General features: G+C 62.8%; 26 protein-coding genes. 7 read left to right on the forward strand and 19 right to left on the reverse strand.

Annotation, left to right across the window (positions count from 1 at the left end; genetic code table 11):
- The first annotated feature begins 432 nt into the window (after positions 1–432).
- Positions 433–672: a hypothetical protein gene (locus ACFB49_RS14080; protein WP_380871856.1), complete on the forward strand. Its 240-nt coding sequence runs from the start codon at positions 433–435 to the stop codon at positions 670–672.
- Positions 673–871: 199 nt separating this feature from the next.
- Here the strand turns inward: ACFB49_RS14080 and ACFB49_RS14085 are convergent, their stop codons facing one another.
- The 8 genes from ACFB49_RS14085 to ACFB49_RS14120 form a co-directional block, all read right to left on the reverse strand.
- Positions 872–2,068 carry a DUF2493 domain-containing protein gene (locus ACFB49_RS14085; protein WP_380871857.1) on the reverse strand — a complete coding sequence of 399 codons (1,197 nt, stop codon included), beginning with the start codon at positions 2,066–2,068 and terminating at the stop codon, positions 872–874.
- A gap of 130 nt (positions 2,069–2,198) precedes the next feature.
- Positions 2,199–2,456, reverse strand: a complete 258-nt coding sequence (locus ACFB49_RS14090) for a hypothetical protein (protein WP_380871859.1) — start codon at positions 2,454–2,456, stop codon at positions 2,199–2,201.
- A gap of 17 nt (positions 2,457–2,473) precedes the next feature.
- Positions 2,474–2,680 (reverse strand): hypothetical protein, encoded by a 207-nt coding sequence (locus ACFB49_RS14095; protein ID WP_380871860.1) that lies wholly within the window; start codon positions 2,678–2,680, stop codon positions 2,474–2,476.
- 137 nt (positions 2,681–2,817) lie between these two features.
- Entirely contained in the window at positions 2,818–3,048 is a 231-nt protein-coding gene (locus ACFB49_RS14100; protein ID WP_380871861.1) for a DUF6117 family protein, read from the reverse strand.
- 13 nt (positions 3,049–3,061) lie between these two features.
- Positions 3,062–4,111 (reverse strand): DUF2493 domain-containing protein, encoded by a 1,050-nt coding sequence (locus ACFB49_RS14105; RefSeq protein ID WP_380871862.1) that lies wholly within the window; start codon positions 4,109–4,111, stop codon positions 3,062–3,064.
- 83 nt (positions 4,112–4,194) lie between these two features.
- A complete protein-coding gene (locus ACFB49_RS14110) occupies positions 4,195–4,710 on the reverse strand; it encodes a DUF736 family protein (RefSeq protein ID WP_380871863.1) in 516 nt (171 codons plus the stop codon).
- Positions 4,711–5,263: 553 nt separating this feature from the next.
- Positions 5,264–9,496 (reverse strand): HEAT repeat domain-containing protein, encoded by a 4,233-nt coding sequence (locus tag ACFB49_RS14115; RefSeq protein WP_380871864.1) that lies wholly within the window; start codon positions 9,494–9,496, stop codon positions 5,264–5,266.
- Positions 9,486–10,373 carry a hypothetical protein gene (locus ACFB49_RS14120; protein WP_380871865.1) on the reverse strand — a complete coding sequence of 296 codons (888 nt, stop codon included), beginning with the start codon at positions 10,371–10,373 and terminating at the stop codon, positions 9,486–9,488. Before ACFB49_RS14120 ends, ACFB49_RS14115 begins: the two co-directional genes overlap by 11 nt.
- Positions 10,374–10,612: 239 nt before the next feature.
- Between ACFB49_RS14120 and ACFB49_RS14125 the strand changes: the two genes are divergently transcribed.
- Positions 10,613–11,524 (forward strand): DUF4238 domain-containing protein, encoded by a 912-nt coding sequence (locus ACFB49_RS14125; protein ID WP_380871866.1) that lies wholly within the window; start codon positions 10,613–10,615, stop codon positions 11,522–11,524.
- Here the strand turns inward: ACFB49_RS14125 and ACFB49_RS14130 are convergent.
- Together ACFB49_RS14130 and ACFB49_RS14135 are read right to left on the reverse strand one after the other, a co-directional pair.
- Positions 11,521–11,985, reverse strand: a complete 465-nt coding sequence (locus ACFB49_RS14130) for a hypothetical protein (RefSeq protein ID WP_380871867.1) — start codon at positions 11,983–11,985, stop codon at positions 11,521–11,523. The two genes, ACFB49_RS14125 and ACFB49_RS14130, sit on opposite strands and share 4 nt — an antisense overlap.
- On the reverse strand, positions 11,982–12,593 hold the full coding sequence (locus tag ACFB49_RS14135) for a hypothetical protein (RefSeq protein WP_380871868.1): 612 nt from the start codon (positions 12,591–12,593) through the stop codon (positions 11,982–11,984). Before ACFB49_RS14135 ends, ACFB49_RS14130 begins: the two co-directional genes overlap by 4 nt.
- Before the next feature lie 138 nt (positions 12,594–12,731).
- Between ACFB49_RS14135 and ACFB49_RS14140 the strand changes: the two genes are divergently transcribed.
- Positions 12,732–13,760 carry a hypothetical protein gene (locus tag ACFB49_RS14140; protein ID WP_380871869.1) on the forward strand — a complete coding sequence of 343 codons (1,029 nt, stop codon included), beginning with the start codon at positions 12,732–12,734 and terminating at the stop codon, positions 13,758–13,760.
- A 429-nt stretch (positions 13,761–14,189) separates the two neighbouring features.
- On the opposite strand, the gene ACFB49_RS14145 is transcribed toward ACFB49_RS14140, so the two are convergent.
- Positions 14,190–14,618, reverse strand: coding sequence for a helix-turn-helix domain-containing protein (locus ACFB49_RS14145; protein ID WP_380871870.1), 429 nt, complete (start codon positions 14,616–14,618; stop codon positions 14,190–14,192).
- Between the two features lie 73 nt (positions 14,619–14,691).
- On the opposite strand from ACFB49_RS14145, the gene ACFB49_RS14150 reads away from it, so the two are divergent.
- Positions 14,692–15,060: a mercuric transporter MerT family protein gene (locus tag ACFB49_RS14150; protein ID WP_380871871.1), complete on the forward strand. Its 369-nt coding sequence runs from the start codon at positions 14,692–14,694 to the stop codon at positions 15,058–15,060.
- On the forward strand, positions 15,053–15,280 hold the full coding sequence (locus ACFB49_RS14155) for a GDCCVxC domain-containing (seleno)protein (protein ID WP_380871872.1): 228 nt from the start codon (positions 15,053–15,055) through the stop codon (positions 15,278–15,280). Before ACFB49_RS14150 ends, ACFB49_RS14155 begins: the two co-directional genes overlap by 8 nt.
- A gap of 48 nt (positions 15,281–15,328) precedes the next feature.
- Here the strand turns inward: ACFB49_RS14155 and ACFB49_RS14160 are convergent, their stop codons facing one another.
- Positions 15,329–15,688, reverse strand: coding sequence for a hypothetical protein (locus tag ACFB49_RS14160; protein WP_380871873.1), 360 nt, complete (start codon positions 15,686–15,688; stop codon positions 15,329–15,331).
- On the reverse strand, positions 15,685–16,047 hold the full coding sequence (locus ACFB49_RS14165) for a hypothetical protein (RefSeq protein WP_380871874.1): 363 nt from the start codon (positions 16,045–16,047) through the stop codon (positions 15,685–15,687). Before ACFB49_RS14165 ends, ACFB49_RS14160 begins: the two co-directional genes overlap by 4 nt.
- A 104-nt stretch (positions 16,048–16,151) precedes the next feature.
- Between ACFB49_RS14165 and ACFB49_RS14170 the strand changes: the two genes are divergently transcribed.
- Together ACFB49_RS14170 and ACFB49_RS14175 are read left to right on the forward strand one after the other, a co-directional pair.
- Complete coding sequence (locus tag ACFB49_RS14170) at positions 16,152–16,595, forward strand: helix-turn-helix domain-containing protein (RefSeq protein ID WP_380871875.1); 444 nt, start codon at positions 16,152–16,154, stop codon at positions 16,593–16,595.
- Complete coding sequence (locus ACFB49_RS14175) at positions 16,595–16,921, forward strand: YnfA family protein (protein ID WP_380871876.1); 327 nt, start codon at positions 16,595–16,597, stop codon at positions 16,919–16,921. Before ACFB49_RS14170 ends, ACFB49_RS14175 begins: the two co-directional genes overlap by 1 nt.
- Before the next feature lie 216 nt (positions 16,922–17,137).
- On the opposite strand, the gene ACFB49_RS14180 is transcribed toward ACFB49_RS14175, so the two are convergent.
- The 6 genes from ACFB49_RS14180 to ACFB49_RS14205 all read right to left on the reverse strand — a co-directional run bounded on the left by ACFB49_RS14180 (position 17,138) and on the right by ACFB49_RS14205 (position 21,179).
- Positions 17,138–17,890: a sigma factor-like helix-turn-helix DNA-binding protein gene (locus ACFB49_RS14180; protein ID WP_380871877.1), complete on the reverse strand. Its 753-nt coding sequence runs from the start codon at positions 17,888–17,890 to the stop codon at positions 17,138–17,140.
- A 56-nt stretch (positions 17,891–17,946) separates the two neighbouring features.
- Entirely contained in the window at positions 17,947–19,137 is a 1,191-nt protein-coding gene (locus tag ACFB49_RS14185) for a DUF932 domain-containing protein (protein ID WP_380871878.1), read from the reverse strand.
- A 92-nt stretch (positions 19,138–19,229) separates the two neighbouring features.
- Positions 19,230–19,523, reverse strand: coding sequence for a hypothetical protein (locus ACFB49_RS14190; protein ID WP_380871879.1), 294 nt, complete (start codon positions 19,521–19,523; stop codon positions 19,230–19,232).
- 320 nt (positions 19,524–19,843) lie between these two features.
- Entirely contained in the window at positions 19,844–20,347 is a 504-nt protein-coding gene (locus ACFB49_RS14195) for a hypothetical protein (RefSeq protein WP_380871880.1), read from the reverse strand.
- Positions 20,340–20,801 carry a hypothetical protein gene (locus ACFB49_RS14200; protein ID WP_380871881.1) on the reverse strand — a complete coding sequence of 154 codons (462 nt, stop codon included), beginning with the start codon at positions 20,799–20,801 and terminating at the stop codon, positions 20,340–20,342. Before ACFB49_RS14200 ends, ACFB49_RS14195 begins: the two co-directional genes overlap by 8 nt.
- A 72-nt stretch (positions 20,802–20,873) precedes the next feature.
- Positions 20,874–21,179 carry a hypothetical protein gene (locus ACFB49_RS14205; RefSeq protein WP_380871882.1) on the reverse strand — a complete coding sequence of 102 codons (306 nt, stop codon included), beginning with the start codon at positions 21,177–21,179 and terminating at the stop codon, positions 20,874–20,876.
- Positions 21,180–21,205: the final 26 nt, after the last annotated feature.

Here is a 21,205-nt window from a genome sequence, read left to right on the forward strand (position 1 = left end):
CGGTCTGGCACCCTGACGATCGTGATGAAGCGCAGCTCTTATACCAGAATTAGCGCTTGATCTCAAGGATTTATGGTCGCTGCCGCTGGCAGCCACATTGTGCCAAGGAAGATCAAACACTTGGCTCGATCACGCCTATCGCGTGGCTGCCACGGGCAGCCAAACTGCGCCAAAATGGCTGCCGATCTGTGACACATGCAAGATATTATAAATCCGGCAGAAATTGCGCCGCAGCACCCGTGCGTGGGGTGCATTACAAACGCCCCAGGGCGTGCGTCCTCCCTTTCGCTGCGACAGCGTCGCTGCGTAGCCTCGCACCGGAAGGGGCGCGGCTCCCCCGAAGGGGCCTCAATGCAATTTTGGCCTTGCGCGCGAGCGCGCGCTTTTGGATGATGACGCTCGGCGGGCAGACCCATGAGAAGGACCATGGATATGCCGAAACAAACCGACCGCGAACGCCTTGCCGATCTCGAATCCCGGCGTCGCAAGCTCGATGACGAAGTCGAGATTGCCCGCCGCGCCTTGCGCGGCAAATATGCTGCTTTGGTTCCCGAACTAGCGGTGGAGACGCTGACCGAACGAGAGTTCCGCGACCTTCTGGGCCAAGCGATCCGCGCGGGTGGTGCCCCTGCGCTTGCAGCGCTCAAGGCGCTGCCGGCTCTTCCCCGCTGATCGATGAAGTCGCCCGCAGGGCGGCCCAGCGACGAGCATGGCGGAGCCACGCGCAGGAGGCCGGCGCCCCTTCCGGCGCCGCATCGGCGGGCGACGGACCCGGCACTTCCTGCCGGGTCCCTGAGCCCGACGATCCTGTTCGCCCGAAAAAATGGGGGACGGTCCGGGCATGACCCGAACCGTCCCCATGGCGCGGACCTCACCGCGTTCGTGCCCAGACTGGCGCTCCGCCGTTGCGGCTGATGAGGCGCGGACGAACCCCCGCCTCCCCCAGCACGCGGGCGAGATGCGCCTGGATGCCCGACCCTTCGCAGACGATCGCGTCGGCCGGACGCAGCGCGGCGATGCGGTCGTTGCGGACGAACCCCGCGCGCTTGCCCAGACCCTTTGGAAGGCCGAGCCTGACCAGCTTGACGTCGTTCGATGCGGCCCAGCTTTCAGCGATGGCGTCCGCTCCGGTATCCTGCGCCGTGGTGAGCAGGACCATGTTCGGTATGAAGGCCTTCACCCTGTCCAGCGCGGCGTGGATCGGTCGATAATCGTCCCATGCCGCGCCGCCCGAGAAGGCCACGATCGGCCCTTGCGGATGGTGCTGGTCGATCCTGCGATTGCGGCGAGCTGCGAGGAAGTCGGTTGCGTCTATGACCGAGGCGGTGCGTTTGCTCGACACCAGCGATCCGCGCGCACTGGACCATGGCTTGCCGGTCTCGGCCCGGAACGATGCGGCGGCGTGGTCCCGCATGCAGGCGATGGCGTCGTTCGCTTCATCGAGTTCCCGGCATTTCAGCTGCGCCTCCTCCAGCTCGTTCATCATCACCTCGCTCCCGTCCGCGCACCGGATGAGATCCTTCACCGCGCGCGCGGCGTCGTCGGCCTGTCCTGCCAGGCCCCGTGCCGTGCTGTGCAGGCTGTTGACGATGCCCCAGGCGATGCGCTCGGCGACGCGTTCCAGTCTCGTGTCGCGCAGGACATCGAAGACGGTGCCGATCAGGAGTTCGGTCGCCAGCTGCACCTGCATCGGATCGGGCATGTCGGCGAGGCGTTCGTCCTCTCCCCGCGCGACGCGGATGCCATCGAGGTCGGAGCTGAAGGCGGCGGTGAAGTCGTTGCTGGGCGCGGCTGTTTCCTCGGCGATGAGATCGGCGATTTCGGTGAAGTCCCGGATGGTGCGCTTGAAGTTCGTCATGATGACCTCCTGTTTCTTGAAAGAGGTCATTTCCCCTGCACGGGCTCCGAGCGCCGGGGTCAAGGATCGCGAAGCGACCGCTTTAGCGGCGGTGGGGGTCACGATTTTCTTTGGCGCCGCGCGAGGTGTGCGGAAGAGCGCTGCCCTCTGTTCGCCAAAGAAAATGGTGGGGCCCCGCCGTCCTTGAGGCCGGTGCTGTCCCCGTGCCATCATAAGACTTGTTGAGAGAGATATTTTACACGGAACGGTGCCGCTGGGTGCCAAAGCTGCCCCTTGGGCTCGATGCCCATGGGGCAGCTCTATGCGCAGCCAAAGTTAGCGGGCGGAAGACGCCATCATCTCACCAGTCATAGGCGGGCAGGTCGGGATGCTCCTGCGCATCGCGGTCAAGCATAATCCAGTCCACGCCGTCCCTGCTTGCGATGTCAAAGCAGCCAGCAAGATCAGCGGGCAGGTCATCGGGCAAGTCGGTGGCGACGTAGACGAACCATCCATAATCACCCTTCTCGAAGGCCGCGAAGGGGGCGGTGTGCAGATAGATATTACACGTCTCAGCGGTGACGTTGGCGGTCGACAGGACCAGCATGCGCTCGATCATGGCTCTTGCTCCTTTGTTCAGATGCCGGACCAGTTCACCACCTCAAAGCCCGCATCGACCGGTATGTGCTCGCAGAGCAGCTCAACGATACAGGTGGCGACGTCAGGGGCGTCAGGGGTGCCGAAGCGGTCCGCCGCCGCCTCCAGTTTCCCGAAGGAAACCAGCGCGGCCTGGTGAAGTGCAGCGGGATCGAAGACGTTGAGATCAAGTCGGACGATGGTCATCGGGTTTGCTCCCTTTCCGGTTTTCCAGACTGGCCCGGAGGCGGCTTGCGCAGCAGCCGGCCCCCGAGATCGAAATGCTTCATGATGGCCGCACTGACCTCGGAGCGAACCCCGATGGCCAGCACGGATGTTCCGTGTCAGTGGAGAACCGAGTCCGTCGGTGGCCGGTAGGCATCGAACGGATTGCCGTCATGGAGATGGCCCAAAGGGGTGATGACATAATCGCCGCCCTCCCGTCCGACCGCGCAGATGACATAGCGAGGCTCGCCGGTTTCCGTGTCGGTGCATTCGACAAGCGCGAGGTCTCCCGCTTCCGCAGCCTGAAGCAGCGTCGAGAAGTTCCGCCGAAAGGCGTCTGGAATAGCCATGCCCCTTTCCCCCTCAAACCGCTGCCGCGGCAGCACGGCGTCTTTCCGCCCGCGCCGTCCGACGCGCGTCAGGGAACCGGCGTGCCGGCATCCCCTTGTCGGCGGCCTGATCCGATTTCCGAAAGGCATGGATCGGCACGCCCGCGCCAGCCAGCTCTTCATAGAGATTGGCCTGGACGCCCGATCCCTCGCACAGGACCGCCATCACGGGCCTCAGATCGCGCAGCTTTCGATTGCGGGCGAAAGCGGCCTTCATGCCCGACCCGAGCAGATTGAACCGGACTGTCTGCACCTTGCGGCTGGCGGCCCATTTCTCCGCGATCAGGTCGGCGCCGCTGCGCTGCGCGGTTGTCATGAGCACCATATGCGGAATATGCTCTTTCACCAGATCGAGCCGTTCCCAGAGCAGGTCGACATCGTGCCAGATCGCCGGCCCCGAGAAGACCACGATCGGTCCCTGCGGATTATGCCGGTCGCGGACATCGAGCTGGCGGGCGCGCAGGAAGTCGATCGCGGCAATCTGGCTGGCGGTCGAGATGCGCGAAGCGCGGCTCCCGCGCGCAGGCGACCAAGGCCATCCCGACATCGCCCGGTACATTTCGGCGGCATAATCCCGCATCGTCTCGATCGCGAGGCGCTGTTCGGCGGTCGACTGGCAAAGGAGCTGCTTCTCCTCAAGCTCGCGATTATAGACCTCGCTCATATCGGGGTGCCGGGCCAGCTCAGCGATTTCCACGGCGAGACTGTCCTCGCGCCGCTCCAGCTTGTTGGCGACGAAGTGAAAGGAGTTGACGAACCCCCAGGCGATCTCGGCGGCCAGCGGCTCCAGCCGCGTGGCCGTAAACAGGTCGAAGATGGTGGCGATGACGCCCGCGCTGTCGGCCTGCGCCGCCAGTTCTTCGGGCATGCCATGTTCACCCGGCTCCTCGCCGGGTTCGACGATCGAGAGCGGCATGGGGTCACCAAAGGCAGCCTGGAATTCCGGGGTGGCGGTCATCTCGGCATAGAGCTGTTTGAGGTCGGCGAAGCGATCGACGCTGCGCACGGGTTCGTGCCTGGTCATCGGACAGGTCCTTCTTGAAAGACGGGAACGGACAGAAAGAAGCCGGGAGGCGCGCAGCGCCCCCCGGCTCCATCGGGCTGGCCTCAGAACGGGACCTCTTCATCGAGATCGTTGCTGAAACCACCGCGCGCGCCGGCCCCCTCCATCGGGGCGGTCGATCCACCGAACCCGCCACCGAACTGGCCGCGCTCGCCGCCGCCGAAGCCGCGATCCTCGCCCTCGTCATCGTCGCCATTGCGGGTGCGGGCCGCCCTGCCACCGGCCGGACGCCCCATGTCATCGCGGCGCCACGAGGCCCGGAACCCCTCCTCGGCGGTCCCGAACAAGGCGATCTGCATCGGGAAGCGCCAGGACTGGTCGTCCAGCTCGCCGGAGTAGAAAATCTCCCCGGTGGTGTGGATCGCGGTCGCTTCGAACAGCGCGCCATAGGGCACCCAGCGCCCGTTGCGGTTGATCGCTTCGACCTCGAACTTGGGCGCCCGCGGGTTGTTGCTGGCGATCGGCTTGAGCCGTGCCCGCTGCAGGTCGATTTCGCCGCTGGCGATGAACCCCAGCAGCTGGCCATTGACGTTCCGGAACTCTCCAACAGTCTTGGACATGATCTTCACTCCTCTAAAATGTCGCTCATGCGACACTCTCAAAGAGCCTCCTCTTCTCTCCAGCGCCGGACGCTCCGCCGGGTGAACGGCCGAAGATGAAACGCTGCCGCGACCCGGGAGCGACTGTTCCCCCGCGCCCGAATCGGATAGACTGTCCAGATGGACGCGGAGACGATACGCGCAGTGGCGAAGATCGCCCGATCACGGGCGGAACGAGGCGGTGGCTCGGCCGCGCAGGGCGATGGCATGTCCCGGCTGGGCGCCTCACGTGCCCTGCATCAGCTCGCGACAGACCTTGAGGTAACGGCCGCAGAATTCGAGCGCACAAGCCGCAAACGCGCCCGCGCGCCGCGCGCCTGATCTCGGCCGCTCTTTCGCCCCGCGCCTTCCCCTTCTTGCGATATGGTGATCGTAACCCGCAGGGCCGAGATTCGGCGCAGCCGAAGCTCGGTCGGAGCGAAGCGGAGATAGAGCGCCGGTGCCCGCGTCAGCGGGCAATCGCCATCAATTCGCTACCCCGGTATGCGACCAACGCGAGCTGATGAGATCTCGATCAATCGCCTTCGTCTGGACCGCGCTCCTCTTCCCGATCCGGGCTCATCGAGTACATCGTCAAGACCGGAACCACCTTCGGGATGCGATAGGCGCGCGGATCCTTGACTTGCTTGGATCCATCAAGCTGGAGGCAAACCGCGACGACCCAACCGGTCAGCCATGCGACGTCAGTGCCGCCAAGAGTTTCGTACCAGGCGACGAGGTCCGGATCTGGTTCCGGGGACGCCTCGTCTTCCTGCAAGGCTTCGACGCGAGCGACGATCGCGGTCACCTGGGAGTGATTGCCGAAGGGCAGCGGGATCAGGGCCGCTGCTATCTGCAGTAAGTCCGCGCGCTCCGTTTTGGCTGCCGCTGTGAGGTCGTCATGGAGTTGCTCCCTCATGGCGCCGCCGCATATTCCGAGCGCAACGAGAGCGGGTCCAGCGATCCAACCTGGCTCTATCAGGGCAATCCGACGAAGCTTCTCAATTTCCGCTGGTCCAATGGCGAGATCATTCACGGCGCGGTCGAAAAATCCCCAGGCCGCAGCCTGCGCGATCACCCGATGGTCGGCATCGTCATGAAGTCCCGGGTCATCCAGCGCTTCGCGGAGAACGGCTGGGACTCGAGGATCACTACGTTTGGCAAGAGCGCCGATGGCGGCGCAGAAGACGAAGGGATCTTCCGAGCGTCGCGAAGCAATCAGGGCATCGATCGAGGGTTCTGTCAGCGTCTCAAATGCGGCCAGCGCTCGGGCCCCCGCTCGCGCGACCGAATAGCGCGGCCAACCCCGGCTGGGGCCATGGTACCGATCCAGGCTGAAATCCCGATCGTCGGAAAGGAGCGATACCAGCAATGGTTCTGCCTCGCTCCATTTATGACCGCCCATCAGCTCAGCCCAGGCCAGGCGCACATCTGCTCCCGGATCTTCCGCCATCTTGAGCAGGGCCGCCCGATCTTCGGCGTCGTTCTCCTCGACCAGATATGTCATGGCGGCACGCCTGACGTGGTAGCGCGGATGGCCAAGCGCATGCCGAATGAGCGGGCGCTCCTCGTCCCCACCCCGAATGCGCAGGGCGATGATTGCTGGCATCCCGTCATCTTCATCGCCGGTTGCGAGTAACCACCGGGCGGTCTCCAGAATGTCGCCTTCGCCGGTTGCAGCAAGGCAGATAAGGATTCCCGCTAGGCCGGGTGGGCTTTCCAGACACAGTTCGGCGATGCGTCGGCGGACTTCCGGACTGCGCCCTTGCATGAGCTGACCGATCCCGGTTTCGCTATCGATCTCGACGAGAATGTGCGCAATGGCCCGCTCGGTTGGATCCAACCGATCGGCAAAGACGCGTGCGGGCGCGAACTCAGGATCGATATCATTAGGGGAAGCGCGGTCTAGATCGAGCACCAGCTCCAATCTGCGAGCCGGTGTCATTCTGTCGATCAGGCCAGCGAGAAGATCGGTGCCATTGGGCGGCGAGGCAATGAACGACAGCTTGGCGAGCGTGGTGCGCAAGCTCTTGCTGCCAAGGTCCGTTCGTAACAAGGCCGCTTCGAGTTCAGGCCGCAGCTCGTCATGCCAGTTCTTCTCGATCAATGACCAGACAGGCGGCAAGGCCCGATCATCCGCATGCTTGAGCAGGGTCTGAAGATAGGGTGCCGAGAAATTCCCACGCGCATTGCTCTGAGCAGAGGCGAGTGCATAGACCATCGCTGCGCCGTGTTTATGCCCCTCCAGCCAGTCCCACCCCTCCGCCGCCAGGCGTGAAAGGGCTACCGCTTTGAGGCCCGCGTCAGCGGTATAGTAACGCTCGCCGGGCTCCTCGAGAATGCGATCAGCGCCAATCGCGTCAACCTCGTGTTCGCGCGCGCGTCGTTGTTCGTTGTTTGCGTAGTTCTCGAACCAGCGGTCCACCTCATTTTCGGCCTCGATGAAGGTGTCGATGACGAAATCATGACCAGGCCCTCCCGGCGCGACGGCGCCGGCAACAATTGTGTCGATGTTATCACCGGGCGCCTGCAAACTGGCGAGCGTTTCTACGGCAGCGCCGAAAGCGCCGCCAAGGTCATGGCTGAACAAGCCCGCGAACGAGAGGAAGTCCTCCTCATAGTCGCCGTCGGTAAAGGGCAACACGCCGCGAATGAAGGTTTGCAGCAGGCTGCCGGTTCTTGGATTCTCCCGGAAGCGCTCGATCTCTTCGGCTGACAGTTCTGGCGGTATCCAGGTTTGGCCAGGCCAAGCACCCTTTTCGCGCGGCGGAAGACGCATGAGATATTCGCTAAACTGACGCGGAGCGAAATCGGGTGACGCAAATTGCGATAGGTCTGCGAAGGCACGTTCGAACGACCCGCTACCGCTGGGAGCCGTCACTCGGGCGGCGAGAGCCGCGTCAAGGCCGGCCTGGGCCGAAGCGGCAAGCTCGATCTCGACCGCCTCCAGGCTAGATGCCGCGCGAACGATCTCCACCGCGCCGCGCGATGCCCAGCCCTCGGCACCGCCAGCGATGATCAGAAGCGTCTCGGCGAGTGCGGTCAACACCGCCTCTGTTTCGGCACGATTCGTGGCGAGCGCTAGGCGCAAGCCCTCCTCGACCCGCGGGTGCTGGAGCCTGATGGAATCGTCGCCTACCCGAAGATTACGGCCAGCACCGAGAAAGTCGATAAACCCCTCGACATGGGGCTTCTGACCGTAGGTGTTCCGCAGGATCCGGAGCGCCCGACGAAGGTCGGCCAGGTCAAAGGAGCCGGAGGACCTGATCAGGCCCCAGAGGACCGCGGCGCAAGCAACGCCGTCCTCGCCCCAACCCAGCACCTGGTCGCGAATGACCGAGGAGATGGCTTCAATCGAGGAGGCATCGAGGATTTCATAGACGGACCGTGGGCTCTCTTCCTTCTCGCGAGGGAGCGCCGCCAGAAACCGTTCGATCTCATAGGGCCGACGAACCCGGCTCAGGACCACATCGCGATGAGCGAGTGCGAGGGCATGGGCATGGCCACTCAGATCGCCAACATGATTGTCGTAGATCAGCGCGCGCTGATCCGCAGTATAGTCCTCGGGTTCGATCGCGATCGTGTAGGATTCGAGGGCCTCACCCGGCTCGCTTCGTTTAAAAATGTCGTACCGCGTCGTGATCAGGAATTTGTGAGCATCGTCGGCCATCCGGAGGAGGCCCGGGAGCTTGGACGTCCATCGTGCGGCTTCGATCGATGGTGCAGAATCTCCCCAAGGATCTTTGAGGTAGATCAACAGCGGGCCGGGATCTGTGAGTGCGCTGTTCGCTTCGCCCGCGTCCAGGACAAAGCGCTCAAGGAACGCCGGGCTCTGGCGCGCCAGCTTTGCCGCAAGGACATCCGCGGCCAGCGATTTGCCGGTGCCCGACGGGCCAACGATGATCACCGCGTGTGCATCGCGGAGCGCCTGTTCAATCGAAAGAAAGGATCGCGGCGGCACGAACTGATCGTGACGCCGGTGCGCGAGACGTGAGCCACCATTGTCGATGATAGTTGCAAGGAGATCCGCCATCGTCCAGCGGCCGCCATGTGCGCCCCCTAGGCGTTTGCGCACCGCATCACGCATGTCATTGAGGCATTTGAGCAGCTTCTGGGGCGGGACGTTTCCGTGTTCGTCGACAAGTTTGAAGATGCGGGATTCCAGCATCTCCAGGGTGATGGTGTCGCAAATGCCGATGCGCTTCGCCAAGGCGGCCTTCTCGGTCGCTGTTCGCCCCGCGCGGCAATAGGGCGGCAGATCTCCGAGGTCGGGGAACGACAGCAACGCGATGTTCTGATGTGGCCGGAGGCCCGATTCCAAACCCTCATTGGTGATGAACAAATATTTGGCGGTTGGGTCGGCGACCAACATATCGAGCGGGCGAACACGAGGCGCCGGCCCCCTGGCCTTCCCTTTCGATTTGGTCTCAGCCTCTTTTCCCAGGAGGACATCGGCGAAGGCCTTGGACGTCCATGGCGCGGTCGTGCGCGACTTGATCTGCACGATAAGCCGGGTGTCGCGCGTGCCGGCAGAGACGCCGAGTGAGGCCAGGTCGGGATTCTTCAACGATGCTTCAGCATCCTCATGGGATGGCGGTTCAATCTCGATCTCATCGCTCAGCCCCTTGGCGAGCATGATCTCGAGCGCGATCCAGATCGTGACGTCGATTTGATAGTCGTAGGCGGCATAGCTCGGATTGCCGGCAGTGCCCGCGGACGCAGGACGTAGCGTTCCAGCAGCAGCTTTTGTGCCGCTGCTAGGCGGCACGGTTGCTGGCTTTGAGTTGGAGATAGATGAAGGCGAACAGCCGGGTGAAGAGATAGTCGATCTGCAAGGCCGTCTCTAGCGGCTCCTGCCAGATTTCCGAGTGCCGGATTCGATGGGTATTGCCGACCTTGGTGAGCGCGTCAGCCTCGATGCCCAGGGTCGCGCGCAGCTTTGATCCAGGCCGTGCGGCATAGTTCAGCATGGCATCGGCTGCGAGGCGCTTGTCATTGCCCGGCTCAAGCGTCTTGATGCGTTCGAAGGCATCCCAGAGCTTCTCGAGGCCGTCGCTACGATCCTCATATTTGGGTGCGAGGATACGCAATCGTGCCGTCTCGAGGAGACGATCGGTTTCGGCGTCGCCGGTAGCGAACCGCGCCTGCATCAAGGCGTCGCGAAGCGGCGCCGGCAAAAGTCGCTGGATCCTTCCTTCCGCTATCATCTCGAAGGCCAGACCGTTGCGCGCGAAGACGCGATTCACATCGGCGACAAAGGCCGCGAGACCGGCATCGCGGTCCCAGGCGAGGTGATAATGATCGAAAAAGCCATGCCAGCTGCCCTCGACGGGCTGCCCAACCGCTCTCGCACAGAATTCGAGAAGATCGAGGATGACAGGCGTCTCGGGCAACTTGTTGGGGCGCAAGGGCCACTCGATTTGCGGGACCTCCGCTTCGAGCATGAGGGCGAAGGCCGATCGGTCGCAGCCACAGGGGCGCTTCCCCGCGTCCGGACACGCCAACGGGAACCGATAGCCGAAAGAGGCATCGTCCAGACGGGTTTCGATCAGGCTGTGAAGGCCGCCCCAGAGGCGTTCGTCGATCGATTCTGAGGCACGCGGGACAGCGCCGAATTCGCGATCCGTGAAATAGTCGTCAGTCATTATCGGCAATCGCGGCCTCGGCTATTTGTCTCGTACCGAGGGCATAGCTTATGTCGCTGACAGATTCACAGCGTGATCTCCATTGCCCGGGTCGACGGCGCCACCGTTCGCGCTCCTTTGCTTTCAATTCGCAGGGATCAGTGACCCCAGATGTTGTCGGGGAGACCATATTGATGCGCGGTAACGAGATCGATGCCTGAACATTGTGTTCCGATCGGCGCAAGGGCACCTTGCGTGCCATGACGTCCAACGATCCCCATCGCCATCATTATGTGCCGCAATTCTATCTGAGCCAGTTCGCGTGCCATGATGATGAAAATAAAGTCACGACGCTGGCCGCCTATAACGGTCGTGACATTGTCGCCGAACGGAAGTCGATTTCCCGGATCGGATATGAAGAGAAACTGCACGACTACGAGTTCAAGGGAGAGAAGCGGTCGATCGAAGGGACCATCAACGATCAGATCGAGACCCCGTTCACGCAGGGAAGCACATGGCGCAAAGTCGCGTCCGGCCGCGCCGCTGAGTTGGACGAGTCCGATATCGAGCCGCTCTATGGGCTCATCCATCATCTTCAACGCCGCAATCTGGAGGCGCTGCGCTTCATCGAGATGGAGCAGGAGCGCATTCGACGCCATGGATTCTCGGCTGACGACAGTGAAGAAGAGCGAGCAATGCACATGGCACTTGCCGCGCATCCCAATGCCGTCCGGGACTTCTTTCACGAAGGAATTCTGCAGGAGGCGCCTTATCTGAACGATGCGGCGGAACTGGGCATGCTGGTTTATCGAACCGGGCTGCGGCTTCGAACTTCGACCAACCCCGTCATTGCCATTGGCCTGCCGGGCGAAGAAGCGGGGCGCAAGCGCGCCAATGGCGATGCCGCCCGGGCATGGTGGCTTCCACTTACCCCTCACTGCGGCGTGGTGATGACTCTTGGGGCATCTTTCACCGGTTATTCCAACGCAGAGATCCCGGACGACAGCGCGCAAGGGCTCAACCGTCACTATCTGGTGCAACTGCTCGAAGCCCTGTCGGTCCGCTACATCTTGGCGGAAGATCGGCACATTGAGAGCGATCTTGAATGGGCGGGCTACCGCATCGAATTGCGGACAAATCAGGGGTTCAGATACCGCAAGCTACCCGGCTAGAGGCCGACCGGGTCAACCTGCCCACCTTCACTCACGAAGAGCAGGGCAACGCCCAGCTTTGCCAGTCCGCCGCGGGTTTCCTCGAAGAGGTGCCGATATCGAGGGACATCGGGGAGCGCAATCGCGATAACCGCGTCCGGATGGGCCGTTTGAAGCCGCAGGGCCTTGAGCATTGCCTGCGCGTACCAATGGGCGGCCTGGTTCGTGGGATTGGTCGGCTTTGACTGGCCGGCTCGGCGTGGATCCCGATAGGTTTTCGACGGCCAGCCTTTGGCTTCGACATATAACGCGACCGGGCCCTTGTTCGCGTGAACATCTATGCCGCGCTCCTTGGTGCGCGTGTCGGCTTTGGATTGGATCGACCAACCGCAGGCGAGCAGGAAGCCGGCCACGGCATCGGCAATATTCCCTTCCCAGAACCAATCCTGGGTAACATCCACCGTGGTTGCAGACAGCGTCATATCGCACCATGGCCGGTCACCGACGGCGTGCCGGCCGCCCGGCCTTCCGCGATGTAATCCCGATAGGCGTAACCGATCAGATCCCTGACCAATTCGAGCAATCCGCCATAGGGCAATGCGTCGAATGGATCGCCATGGGCCATGCCATTGCGAATGGCCGCGAGGCTTGGCTTTCGTTCGCCAAGGAGGAGGCCGACGGCGGTGCCACCGCATCTGGCGATAATCGGAATTGCGGCGTCGGACAGCCCGTCCCCGACGACCATATATTTGAGCAGGTCGGCAAAGTTCTTGCGCTTGCCGGGCTTGCAGAAGCGCTGGCCGTATCGGTCATTGAGCGCGAGTTCGAGCGCGACAAGTGCTGCCAGTTCACCGGCCTTGATAAGGTCGTTCTCTAGCCATGCCAGAACATACAGCTTCTGCGCACGGGCAAACTTGGCCTGCACGATCATCGGGATCAGGGGGTCGATCGCAAGACCCATGACGAACCCCCGCCAGCTCTCGCCGGTTTCGAACTGCATGAAACCGCCGGGCAGGCCTGGTGATGGCCACGGAAGCACCAGCGGCTCGCCGCGCGGCGTGAGACTGAGGAAGGAAATATCGGCGTCCATCGCGCCATCCTATCGCGTGCTTGGATATTTGCGATGCCCTTGCGGCGCGAGGCGGACCGATACTTGGACTGCCTGCTGGTCATAGAGGTCGCTGTCCCGCACTATACCTGCAACTCAGGTGCAAGAATAAGGAGGCCCATGGCCGCGAAACCGCCCGTCCAGTCCAGGATCTGGTCCCACACGGTTGAGGACTGTGATGTAGAAGACCGGGACGCGCTGCTGCGGTTCCGCGCTCGCTCGGAAGGCTGGTCGGAACTGTTGCGAGGTGATCCCGCGCATTCGATCTCTTCGCAGTTCAACGACATGCTGTGGCAGGATGCTGCTTGGCGCATGGCCAATGAAGCGCGGCGCTATGCACAGGAAGATGGTCCCAATGCTTCCGTCGCGCCCATTCTTGGCGCCATGCTCGACCGTGGTTATGTCGCGGGACAGGTGATTGCGATCGGTCGGCTCCTCGAGCGATCAAATCCCCGACAGCCACAGCGCGGTGTTGTGTCGCTACGTCGGATTGCAGACGAGATCCGCGCCCACCGAGATCTGTTCACTCGGGAAATCTTCGTTTGCCAGGATGGCTTGCCGTATGACTGGGAAGCCGCCCGTGAAAGGGGTGTTGCGGCGTGGATGGCAAAGCACGACCCGAATGAGGGCGTGCAAATGCAGTGGCTACCGACCCAGGGGCCAGATGCTTGGATGACAGCACAACAGCAGCACAAACTGTTCGACATGTTGTCGCAGACCGATCCTCAAGTGCGATCGCGTAGGGACCGGCTGGGTGACGCGGTACTCGACCGGCTGGATAGCATGCTCGATGATCAGGTCTTCACTGATGTCCTGGCGCTGAGGAACAAGACGATTGCCCATGCCGCGGACACATTCTCACGGGCGCAGGCGGCCGGTCTGAGACAGGGCCTCAATCTCGAAGAATTTGCGCGGGCCCATTACCTGCTCCTCGGTGTGCTGCAGGCGATTTCGGCGGGTCTCCTCTATGGAGAATGGCGCGGCAGCGCAGTCCCCGTCCCCCAACATGACCAGTTCGCGCATCTTGCAAGCGTCTTCGTGCCAGACGGTCGCATCAAGGAGCTTCGGACGTACTGGCGCCAGCATTGCGAGGAACGCGATGGGTGGCTTAGCGCAGCCTATGATGACGCGATGCCGAAGACCGCCTGAAGGCATGGCCGTTCGATGCACATCATGCGCGTGATTTGAATGAAGTTGGCAGGCCAATCCAGCCGGTTTGGCGTCAGCGACAGGATACCATAAGCTGTGCGAGCGGGCGCGCCGACGCTTCTCAAGACGCCGGCTGGCCCTGGCCGGTCGGCAAGCTCACCCGACCGGTTACGCGCAGCTTAGTCTAAATCAGATCTGATATGCAATTGTCCCGCGACACCACCCAACAACCATCACGACCAGGGCGCCGTTGGAGGTTTCAGGCGCTGCCGCTAGGGGTTGGTCCGGATGGCGGCACAATGGTCACATCGACCTCCTGTCCTGTTCGGAGCGTTTCGAGCAGCATGAGGCTCTGATCGCCGAGTGCCGGCGCGGTCCGGAGCACCTCCATCGTATAACTGCCTCGGGTGAACATATCGGCTGAGGGGGCTATGAACTGGGTATACCGCCGCCGCCCACGCAAAGCGCATCGAGCAGCGGACAACCGGTATTATCTCCGGTCTCGCAGGCCCCGACAGCTTTGTCGAGAACATGCTCCATTCGCCGAAGATCAGCGATCTTGGTCCGCACGTCGTTCAGATGAGCCTTTGCAAGATCACGCGCATCGCCGCACGAAGCCGAGCCACCGTCGGCAAGCGCCAGAAGGGCTCGCACACCGTCGATCGGGAAGCCCAGTTCCCGGGCTCGTCGCACGAACGACAGCCGCTTCACATCCGCGGGATCATAGGTGCGGTAGCGACCCCGCCGCAGTGGTGTTGGAAGCACGCCGATCCGCTCATAATAACGGATCGTCTCGATGTTGCACCCGGTGCGGCGAGAGAGTTCGCCGATCGCGATCGTGATTGCAGGCATTGCCATGTTCAAATTACCGCTTGAGTCTGTAGCGGCTACAGACGCTAGGACGGGATCGAACATCACACAAGGAGTCGATATGTCCGAACCACCATCGTCTGCGGGCGCACCGAAAGGCCTGGGTTCAGCGTCCCTGACCTTTGGTGGCATCGCAGCAGCGTTCGGTGTCGCTTCCTGCTGCGGCCTGCCGATAGTGCTGGCGTCACTCGGCATCGGATCTGCCTGGCTTGTCGGTATCGCGATGGCCGCCCAGCCTTATCGCGACCCGCTGCTTGCGATCGGAGCGTTGTGCCTGCTCGGCGGCGCCACGCTACTGCTTCGGCAGCAAATTGCCGCAACGCGTTGCGGTCCAGGCGAGACCTGCATGTCTCTCTCCATGCGCCGCGCTACGCTTGTCGGGCTGCTGATCGGCGCCGCGCTGCTCTGGCTAGGCTATCACTATGTCTGACCTGACGCCTGAGCTGCGTTCGACGATCACCTGTCCGAACTGCGGTACCGCCAAGACCGAGACCATGCCGACGAACGCCTGCCAGTTTTTCTACGATTGCTCAGGTTGCGGCACCGTGCTCAGGCCAACGCCCGGAGATTGTTGCGTATTCTGCTCTTACGGAACCGTGCCATGCCCGCCGATCCAGATCGCGGGCAAGGGCGCAGCCTGTTGCGGCTGATCCTCCACTAAATGCGCGAGCACTTGTATCGCGCGGCAGCGGGGTCAGTCAGCGCCGAAGCATCGATACGATCAGGCCCTCGAACAACGGCCACATATAGGCCAGCGTCATCATGACCGTGGCGAAGCCCATGATGAGAAACGTCGCTTTCGCCGGCCGCTTGCCGGTCTGCTTCGACTGGTAACCCACCCACAGCCACCCAGCGATCACCGCGACAATAGCGATGGGCGTGATCCATTGATGAGCGTTCGCAAACCAGGCCAGGATGCCGCCGACCGATCCGAGCATCGCGGCAGGGATGGCCAACGGAAGAACGCAGCAGACACCGCAGGCAAGAGCGGCCGTCGAGGCGGTGGCGGCGACAGTGCCAACTGTTCGATTGCTCTGTGGTTTCGCGTCGGTGTTCATGCGCCGCATCCGCCGGTGCAGCCACACACTGCGGATTGCGGTGTCTTTTCCTGGAACGGGCCGAAGACAATCTCGGCAGCGTCGCGTGCAGCCTCCGGCGCAGTGATCGCGATGATCAGGGCATCGGAGCGCTGGGTCAGGTCGAAGGTGAGGAAGCCGCAGCACGCCTGTTCTTGTGCGATCATCTGACGGACGTCGGCGATCGCATCGGCCGCATAGTCGAGTTCGAGGCGAAGATCGTCGCGCCGCGACATCCTGAGCGCGCGCATGTTGAGGTCGGCGATCCAGGCCATCCGCTCTTTGAAGCCGCTTCTGTCCAGCATGCAGACTATCGGCGTTACGGCGGTCGTTTCGGTCATCATCTGCTCCTGCACTGGGCATCGTCACCGACGCCAGTTTCCTCGCTGGCCATGCTATACAAGTTCAAGTAACTTTAGGTTCAAGCACTAATTTCGAGGGCGTCATGGCAGGACACAGAATTGGTGCGCTCGCCGAGCGCACCGGGACCAACGCAGCGACCATTCGCTATTATGAGCAGATCGATCTGCTGCCGCGCCCCGACCGACAGGAGGGCAACCAGCGCCGCTATGGTGACGACGACGTGCGCCGGCTGACATTCATCAGGCGCTGCCGGGACTTCGGGTTCTCTATAGAGCAGGTGCGCACACTGGCGTCGCTCGTCCAGGACCGGTCACGATCTTGCATGGAAGCGCGCGATCTGGCCCAAATCCATTTGGCGACCATTCGTGCGAAGCTGCGCGAACTCAGGGCGCTGGAGAAAAGCATCGCCCAGTTCGTAGAGGTCTGCGATGCCGAGTGTGTCGGCGGCCCAGGCCCCGATTGCGTCATCCTCGACGATCTGTCTGGAAAGAGCCCGGTTGCATCCTCCTGCTGTGCGGCTGCCTGATGCCGACGATATTGGCGTATATCGGTGCAGCTCTCGCCGAGATAGGCGGCTGCTTCGCATTCTGGGCGTGGTTGAGGCTTGGTAAGTCCCCGTGGTGGCTCGCGCCGGGGATGGTGTCGCTAGCCCTGTTCGCATGGCTGCTGACGCGCGTCGACAGCGACGCAGCCGGCCGTGCCTATGCCGCCTATGGCGGCATCTACATATGCGCGTCGCTATTCTGGTTGTGGGCGGTCGAAGGAGTGCGGCCCGACCGGTGGGACATTACCGGCGGCCTCGTGTGCATCATCGGCACCGGAATCATCCTTCTCGGCCCCCGCGGCGCCTAGATGCGGATGCTCAAGGCCTCGCCATCATTCGTGCACGCATAGGCGGACAGGAATGGGGTCCGCCGTCGCGCAGTTTCAGACCATTCCCAAGTATCTATCAGGTGATCACTAATTGTGGAGACAGCGGTCGAATCGGCCCGGCACCACGAGCCGCGGCGGCGGAGATGGCCCGGCGATCGAGCCGCCCTGGACGAACCGACTTGGACTTGAACGGCTTCACACCGGGCGGTCCAGATCGCCCTGGAGGGCTAGCGTCAGATGGGTCAGCGCCGCAGCGATTTCGCGCTCGACGTCCGCGATTGAAGTGCCGGTGCGTTCGGCGATCTCGGTATAGGGCAGGCCTCCGAGCTGGTGCAGCTCGAAGATCGCCCGGCGGTTCGGAGGTAATGCGCCGATCGCCATGCGATAAGCGGTCGCGTCGATCGCCTGAACGGACAATATCTCGGCAGGCAGATGATCAGGGGTGATTTCGAGCGCCCCCCGCCCGGCATCTGAAAGGGCTCTAGCGCCAACAGACAAGGCACGGTCAACGGGCGGCTTGGGAGTGACGGCGACCCAATTGGCGAAGTCATCCCCTTCGGCGCCGCAATCGTCGCAGGTTTCATTGTCGAAGAGTCCTGAGATCGACCAGCACTGATCGTCCGGATCCCATCTGGCCGTGGCGTCGCGGGCGATCCCATCGCTTCCGCAGTTCGGACAGACTGGCTTCTGCGCAGCCGCGGGACAGGGCGATTGAGGATCGGGATCATCTCCGTCGGTGACCGGCCCGACATGGGCGCGAAGGCCCAACTCGGGGACACGCGGATCGTAGTAAATACTGTCCTCTGCCCGGATGAGAGCAAGGCGGATGGCCTCGGCGGTATCTTCAGCCTCGAAATCATATTGCTCGCTGCCGAAGCACTGGTCGCCGCTCAGGAAGTCGATGGTGACGGGATAGGCGCGCGTCGGCGCTACCGAATTCTCGGTCATGGCAAGTCTCCAGAATCTGGAAGCGTGGCGCCGGTCTATGTCCGGCGCCGACGCGGTCAGTTGGCGCGTTCCATCAGCTTTCGGGCCTTGCCCTCAAGCTCGAGGCGGTCGTCCTGATGGGCTTTGTGGCGCGCGACGGCGGTGATCCCCTGCACGAAGTCGTAGAGTGACGCTGCGGGGTGCCCCTCCTCGTCCAGAACGGTGGCGATGACCTTTGCGGTGTCGGATTTGGAGAAGCCACGGTTGCGCAGGAAGCTCATGCGATCCTCGTCGGTGCGCGCGACGATACGGTCCCGCGCGGTGCGGATGCCGTTGATGAAATGCGTTGGCGAGGAATCCGCGAAGTGGGTCAGGGCAGGTTCCGCCTGCTGCGCGAACCGATTGGCCGCGAATTTCGAGTGGCGGATATTGATCTCTTCGAAATTCTCGACGCCCCAGAGGTTCCGGTTCATGCACACCGCCCGGAGATAGAAGGTCGCGATGCCGAGCGCCTTCGAACCGACTTCCGAGTTCCAGCAATAAAAGCCGCGGAAGTAGAGGTCCGGATCACCGTTGGGCAGCCGGCCGGCTTCGATCGGATGGGTATCGTCCACTAGGAAGAGGAAGACGTCGCGATCGGAGGCATAGAGGGTGGTCGTGTCACGGCTGACATCGACATAGGGGTTATAGCGCATCGTGCCCCAGTCGAGCACGCCGGGCACCTTCCAGCGCGTGTCACCAACACCGTCGCCTGCGAACTTCATCACCGCCGCGACCAGTTCATGATCCCAGATGCGGCCATAGTCGGGGCCGGTAACCGCCCGCAGTTCTGTGCGGCCATCATGAGTCTGGAGCAATTTCACCTGCTCGCCGCGATGCGCGATCAGGCCGTGCTGGAGATTGATGCCGGCGAGCGCTGCGGGCAGATCGCGCAGATAGGAGGCCGGCGCGCCGACCAGGCTGCACATCTGGCCGAACGACCAGTTGGTTGGCGCAACCGGTTCGTCGCTGCCAGGCAACAGGAGGGAGAGGCGCTCGGGATTGTCGCTGCGCGCCTCGACACGGACAGCCCGGCTTTCGACGACACGGGTTGACGCCGCCTCGGCGCGGGCACGCACTCGATCATAGAGACTGGTGAGCGAAAGGTAGCGCTCGTCCTCGGGGCGCGAGAACCATTCCGAGGAAACGCGACTGATGTTGCGGCCGCGGCTGATATCAACCTTGTAGGCGCCCGATATGGGGCGATCGACGGTGGCGAGCATGTTCATGGGGACCTCCTGATGCTGGCTGCGCGCACGGAACGTCGTCTCCTCCGTCCGCCGCACATCCCCCAAGCCCCCTTCCCTTCGCGGGTCCGGCGTCAGTGATCGTTCGGGCAAGGTTCGCCGCTAACCACGGGCTCGGCCGGGCAGTTGTCAGGTTCTGAATCCAGGGTGGCGAGACGACGCGCGGCGGCGTCGAGGGCGGCGGGCCGAAGGGCGTAGAGCCAGGTCGGCCCGAGCTGGTTGCGCGTCATCCGCAGCGATGCCGAGAAATGCTCGAACTCGTCGCTCCCGTTCATCCATTTGAGCGAAAGGGCACGCTTCCAATAGCGTCCATGGCGCTCCCGGAAATCGAGCAGCGCCCGCCACATCTCAACTGTGGGTTCATTCATAGGAGGTCTCCTTGACGATCAGTCGAACAGCGGGAGGCTCGCCTGCATGGGCATCTGGTCCAGGCCGCAGATGCCGAACGGGCACCGACCGTAATGCCCATCCCGATCCGCCAGAATGTCGCGGCTGGCGTGGAAATCGATGAGTGGACCGGCAATGGCCGCTCGGCCGCCGACAGCGTGCCCCGACAGGCGCGCCGCAGTGGGGACACGCGACTTCCAACACGGGATCGCGCGCCCAACTCCGATCACACCCCGGCTTTACGCAATGAGCTGCGCCTTTGACGATATGAGCCATGATGATCTTCCGCGGCCGGGCGAATTCAGAGGACGCCGCCAGAAAGCGATGCTGCAAGGGCTTCGCCGGTGGTTTCGATCTCGATCCGATCATGGAAGATCGCGCACCACCCCCCGCTGAATTCTCCGACCCGCATTCGCGAACAGGTGACGCTCCACTCGAAACCGATCGGACCGGTGAGGAGCGTTGCCGCGCAGCAGCGCTGGATGAGCTTGGCTATTGCCTCGGGGTCGAGGGCGATTTCCGATGTGACGATGGCGTCGACCATCAAGGGATCAGCGAGGTTGCTGCCTGTCAGAACCGCGCCGAAGGATGGAAAATCGCGATCGGAGAAGATGTCACGAAATCCCGCCCAACGATCGTGCTCGGTGGCGGGGAACAACGCCAGGAACTCGGGGCTCGGATTCACCGTGTCGGGGTTGTAGCCCTCGCCTAAGCCATAGCTCGCCTGAAAGGCTTCCTCCAACAGCGCCATCTCCGCCGGAAAGCACGAGAAGGCAAAGCAGCCTTGAATATAGGTGTCAGCCATGCCCCTGCTCCCCCTCATCGACGATGGTCAGCGGAGGCAGTGTGAGACTTGCCGACTGAAGATAGGCGCTGACAGCCTCGAAGGTGCCGAGGGAGCGAACCTCCGGCTCGGTGACCACGACGATGTCGTTATCGGTGACGGTGTAGGAGCGTGGGTCGGCCGTGCCGTCGAAGACGATCCGCTCGGCTTCCCAGCTTCCCGGATAACTGCCACACCAGCGTTCAAACTGCAGCCGATTGTCGATACAGAAAGCCTCGAGAGTTTCGAGGCGACCCCAGGCAACTTCATCGGCCGCCAGTTCGAGCGGACCAAAGCCCGTGATCTGCGCCATCGAGAAATACTCGCCGAGGGGATCGGTGAGCGCTTCATTCTCGATAGCGGCGATGAAGTCGGCAAGCTGGGCGCGCGGCAGCGAGCCACCAATGCGGATAGTCACGGAAACACGGTCAGCCATGATAGGCCTCCTGCGGACAATGGATCATAGAAGCCGCCCTGGACCTTCCGTCCAGCGAGGCGGCGCGATGGTTCAGATGGTGTCGCCGGTCGAAGCGGCACCGATCAGGTGACGCAGTTTCGCCCATGCCGCTGCCTCGCCGGCGCGGACACCGTGATTGAGGCCTTGGCCGTAGAGCCGGTAGGCGATCGCCACCATTTCAGGCGATGCATCGGCAGGCACGAAGCTGAGGAAAATGCCCTCGTCGTCCTGGAGCTCGAGCATATCAGGATGGTTGCCGCTCGATGGCAGCGCGACACGGGCGGCGGAATGAAGCGCCGCGAGGTCGAGGTTGAAGCTCTCGACGAAAAGCGCGCCGATCGGATCGGGGTCGGTCATAGGAAATCTCCGGTGCGGTCCGGCGA

It is taken from the genome of Sphingomonas sp. DBB INV C78, assembly GCF_042693015.1.
Classification (GTDB): domain Bacteria; phylum Pseudomonadota; class Alphaproteobacteria; order Sphingomonadales; family Sphingomonadaceae; genus Sphingomonas_E.

What these genes read in the sequence shown, in the direction of transcription:
- ACFB49_RS14080 (WP_380871856.1), top strand. Translation starts at nt 433, where the DNA reads ATGCCGAAACAAACCGACCGCGAACGCCTTGCCGATCTCGAATCCCGG.
- ACFB49_RS14085 (WP_380871857.1), bottom strand. Translation starts at nt 2,068, where the DNA reads ATGGCACGGGGACAGCACCGGCCTCAAGGACGGCGGGGCCCCACCATT.
- ACFB49_RS14090 (WP_380871859.1), bottom strand. Translation starts at nt 2,456, where the DNA reads ATGATCGAGCGCATGCTGGTCCTGTCGACCGCCAACGTCACCGCTGAG.
- ACFB49_RS14095 (WP_380871860.1), bottom strand. Translation starts at nt 2,680, where the DNA reads ATGACCATCGTCCGACTTGATCTCAACGTCTTCGATCCCGCTGCACTT.
- ACFB49_RS14100 (WP_380871861.1), bottom strand. Translation starts at nt 3,048, where the DNA reads ATGGCTATTCCAGACGCCTTTCGGCGGAACTTCTCGACGCTGCTTCAG.
- ACFB49_RS14105 (WP_380871862.1), bottom strand. Translation starts at nt 4,111, where the DNA reads ATGACCAGGCACGAACCCGTGCGCAGCGTCGATCGCTTCGCCGACCTC.
- ACFB49_RS14110 (WP_380871863.1), bottom strand. Translation starts at nt 4,710, where the DNA reads ATGTCCAAGACTGTTGGAGAGTTCCGGAACGTCAATGGCCAGCTGCTG.
- ACFB49_RS14120 (WP_380871865.1), bottom strand. Translation starts at nt 10,373, where the DNA reads ATGACTGACGACTATTTCACGGATCGCGAATTCGGCGCTGTCCCGCGT.
- ACFB49_RS14125 (WP_380871866.1), top strand. Translation starts at nt 10,613, where the DNA reads ATGACGTCCAACGATCCCCATCGCCATCATTATGTGCCGCAATTCTAT.
- ACFB49_RS14130 (WP_380871867.1), bottom strand. Translation starts at nt 11,985, where the DNA reads ATGACGCTGTCTGCAACCACGGTGGATGTTACCCAGGATTGGTTCTGG.
- ACFB49_RS14135 (WP_380871868.1), bottom strand. Translation starts at nt 12,593, where the DNA reads ATGGACGCCGATATTTCCTTCCTCAGTCTCACGCCGCGCGGCGAGCCG.
- ACFB49_RS14140 (WP_380871869.1), top strand. Translation starts at nt 12,732, where the DNA reads ATGGCCGCGAAACCGCCCGTCCAGTCCAGGATCTGGTCCCACACGGTT.
- ACFB49_RS14145 (WP_380871870.1), bottom strand. Translation starts at nt 14,618, where the DNA reads ATGGCAATGCCTGCAATCACGATCGCGATCGGCGAACTCTCTCGCCGC.
- ACFB49_RS14150 (WP_380871871.1), top strand. Translation starts at nt 14,692, where the DNA reads ATGTCCGAACCACCATCGTCTGCGGGCGCACCGAAAGGCCTGGGTTCA.
- ACFB49_RS14155 (WP_380871872.1), top strand. Translation starts at nt 15,053, where the DNA reads ATGTCTGACCTGACGCCTGAGCTGCGTTCGACGATCACCTGTCCGAAC.
- ACFB49_RS14160 (WP_380871873.1), bottom strand. Translation starts at nt 15,688, where the DNA reads ATGAACACCGACGCGAAACCACAGAGCAATCGAACAGTTGGCACTGTC.
- ACFB49_RS14165 (WP_380871874.1), bottom strand. Translation starts at nt 16,047, where the DNA reads ATGACCGAAACGACCGCCGTAACGCCGATAGTCTGCATGCTGGACAGA.
- ACFB49_RS14170 (WP_380871875.1), top strand. Translation starts at nt 16,152, where the DNA reads ATGGCAGGACACAGAATTGGTGCGCTCGCCGAGCGCACCGGGACCAAC.
- ACFB49_RS14175 (WP_380871876.1), top strand. Translation starts at nt 16,595, where the DNA reads ATGCCGACGATATTGGCGTATATCGGTGCAGCTCTCGCCGAGATAGGC.
- ACFB49_RS14180 (WP_380871877.1), bottom strand. Translation starts at nt 17,890, where the DNA reads ATGACCGAGAATTCGGTAGCGCCGACGCGCGCCTATCCCGTCACCATC.
- ACFB49_RS14185 (WP_380871878.1), bottom strand. Translation starts at nt 19,137, where the DNA reads ATGAACATGCTCGCCACCGTCGATCGCCCCATATCGGGCGCCTACAAG.
- ACFB49_RS14190 (WP_380871879.1), bottom strand. Translation starts at nt 19,523, where the DNA reads ATGAATGAACCCACAGTTGAGATGTGGCGGGCGCTGCTCGATTTCCGG.
- ACFB49_RS14195 (WP_380871880.1), bottom strand. Translation starts at nt 20,347, where the DNA reads ATGGCTGACACCTATATTCAAGGCTGCTTTGCCTTCTCGTGCTTTCCG.
- ACFB49_RS14200 (WP_380871881.1), bottom strand. Translation starts at nt 20,801, where the DNA reads ATGGCTGACCGTGTTTCCGTGACTATCCGCATTGGTGGCTCGCTGCCG.
- ACFB49_RS14205 (WP_380871882.1), bottom strand. Translation starts at nt 21,179, where the DNA reads ATGACCGACCCCGATCCGATCGGCGCGCTTTTCGTCGAGAGCTTCAAC.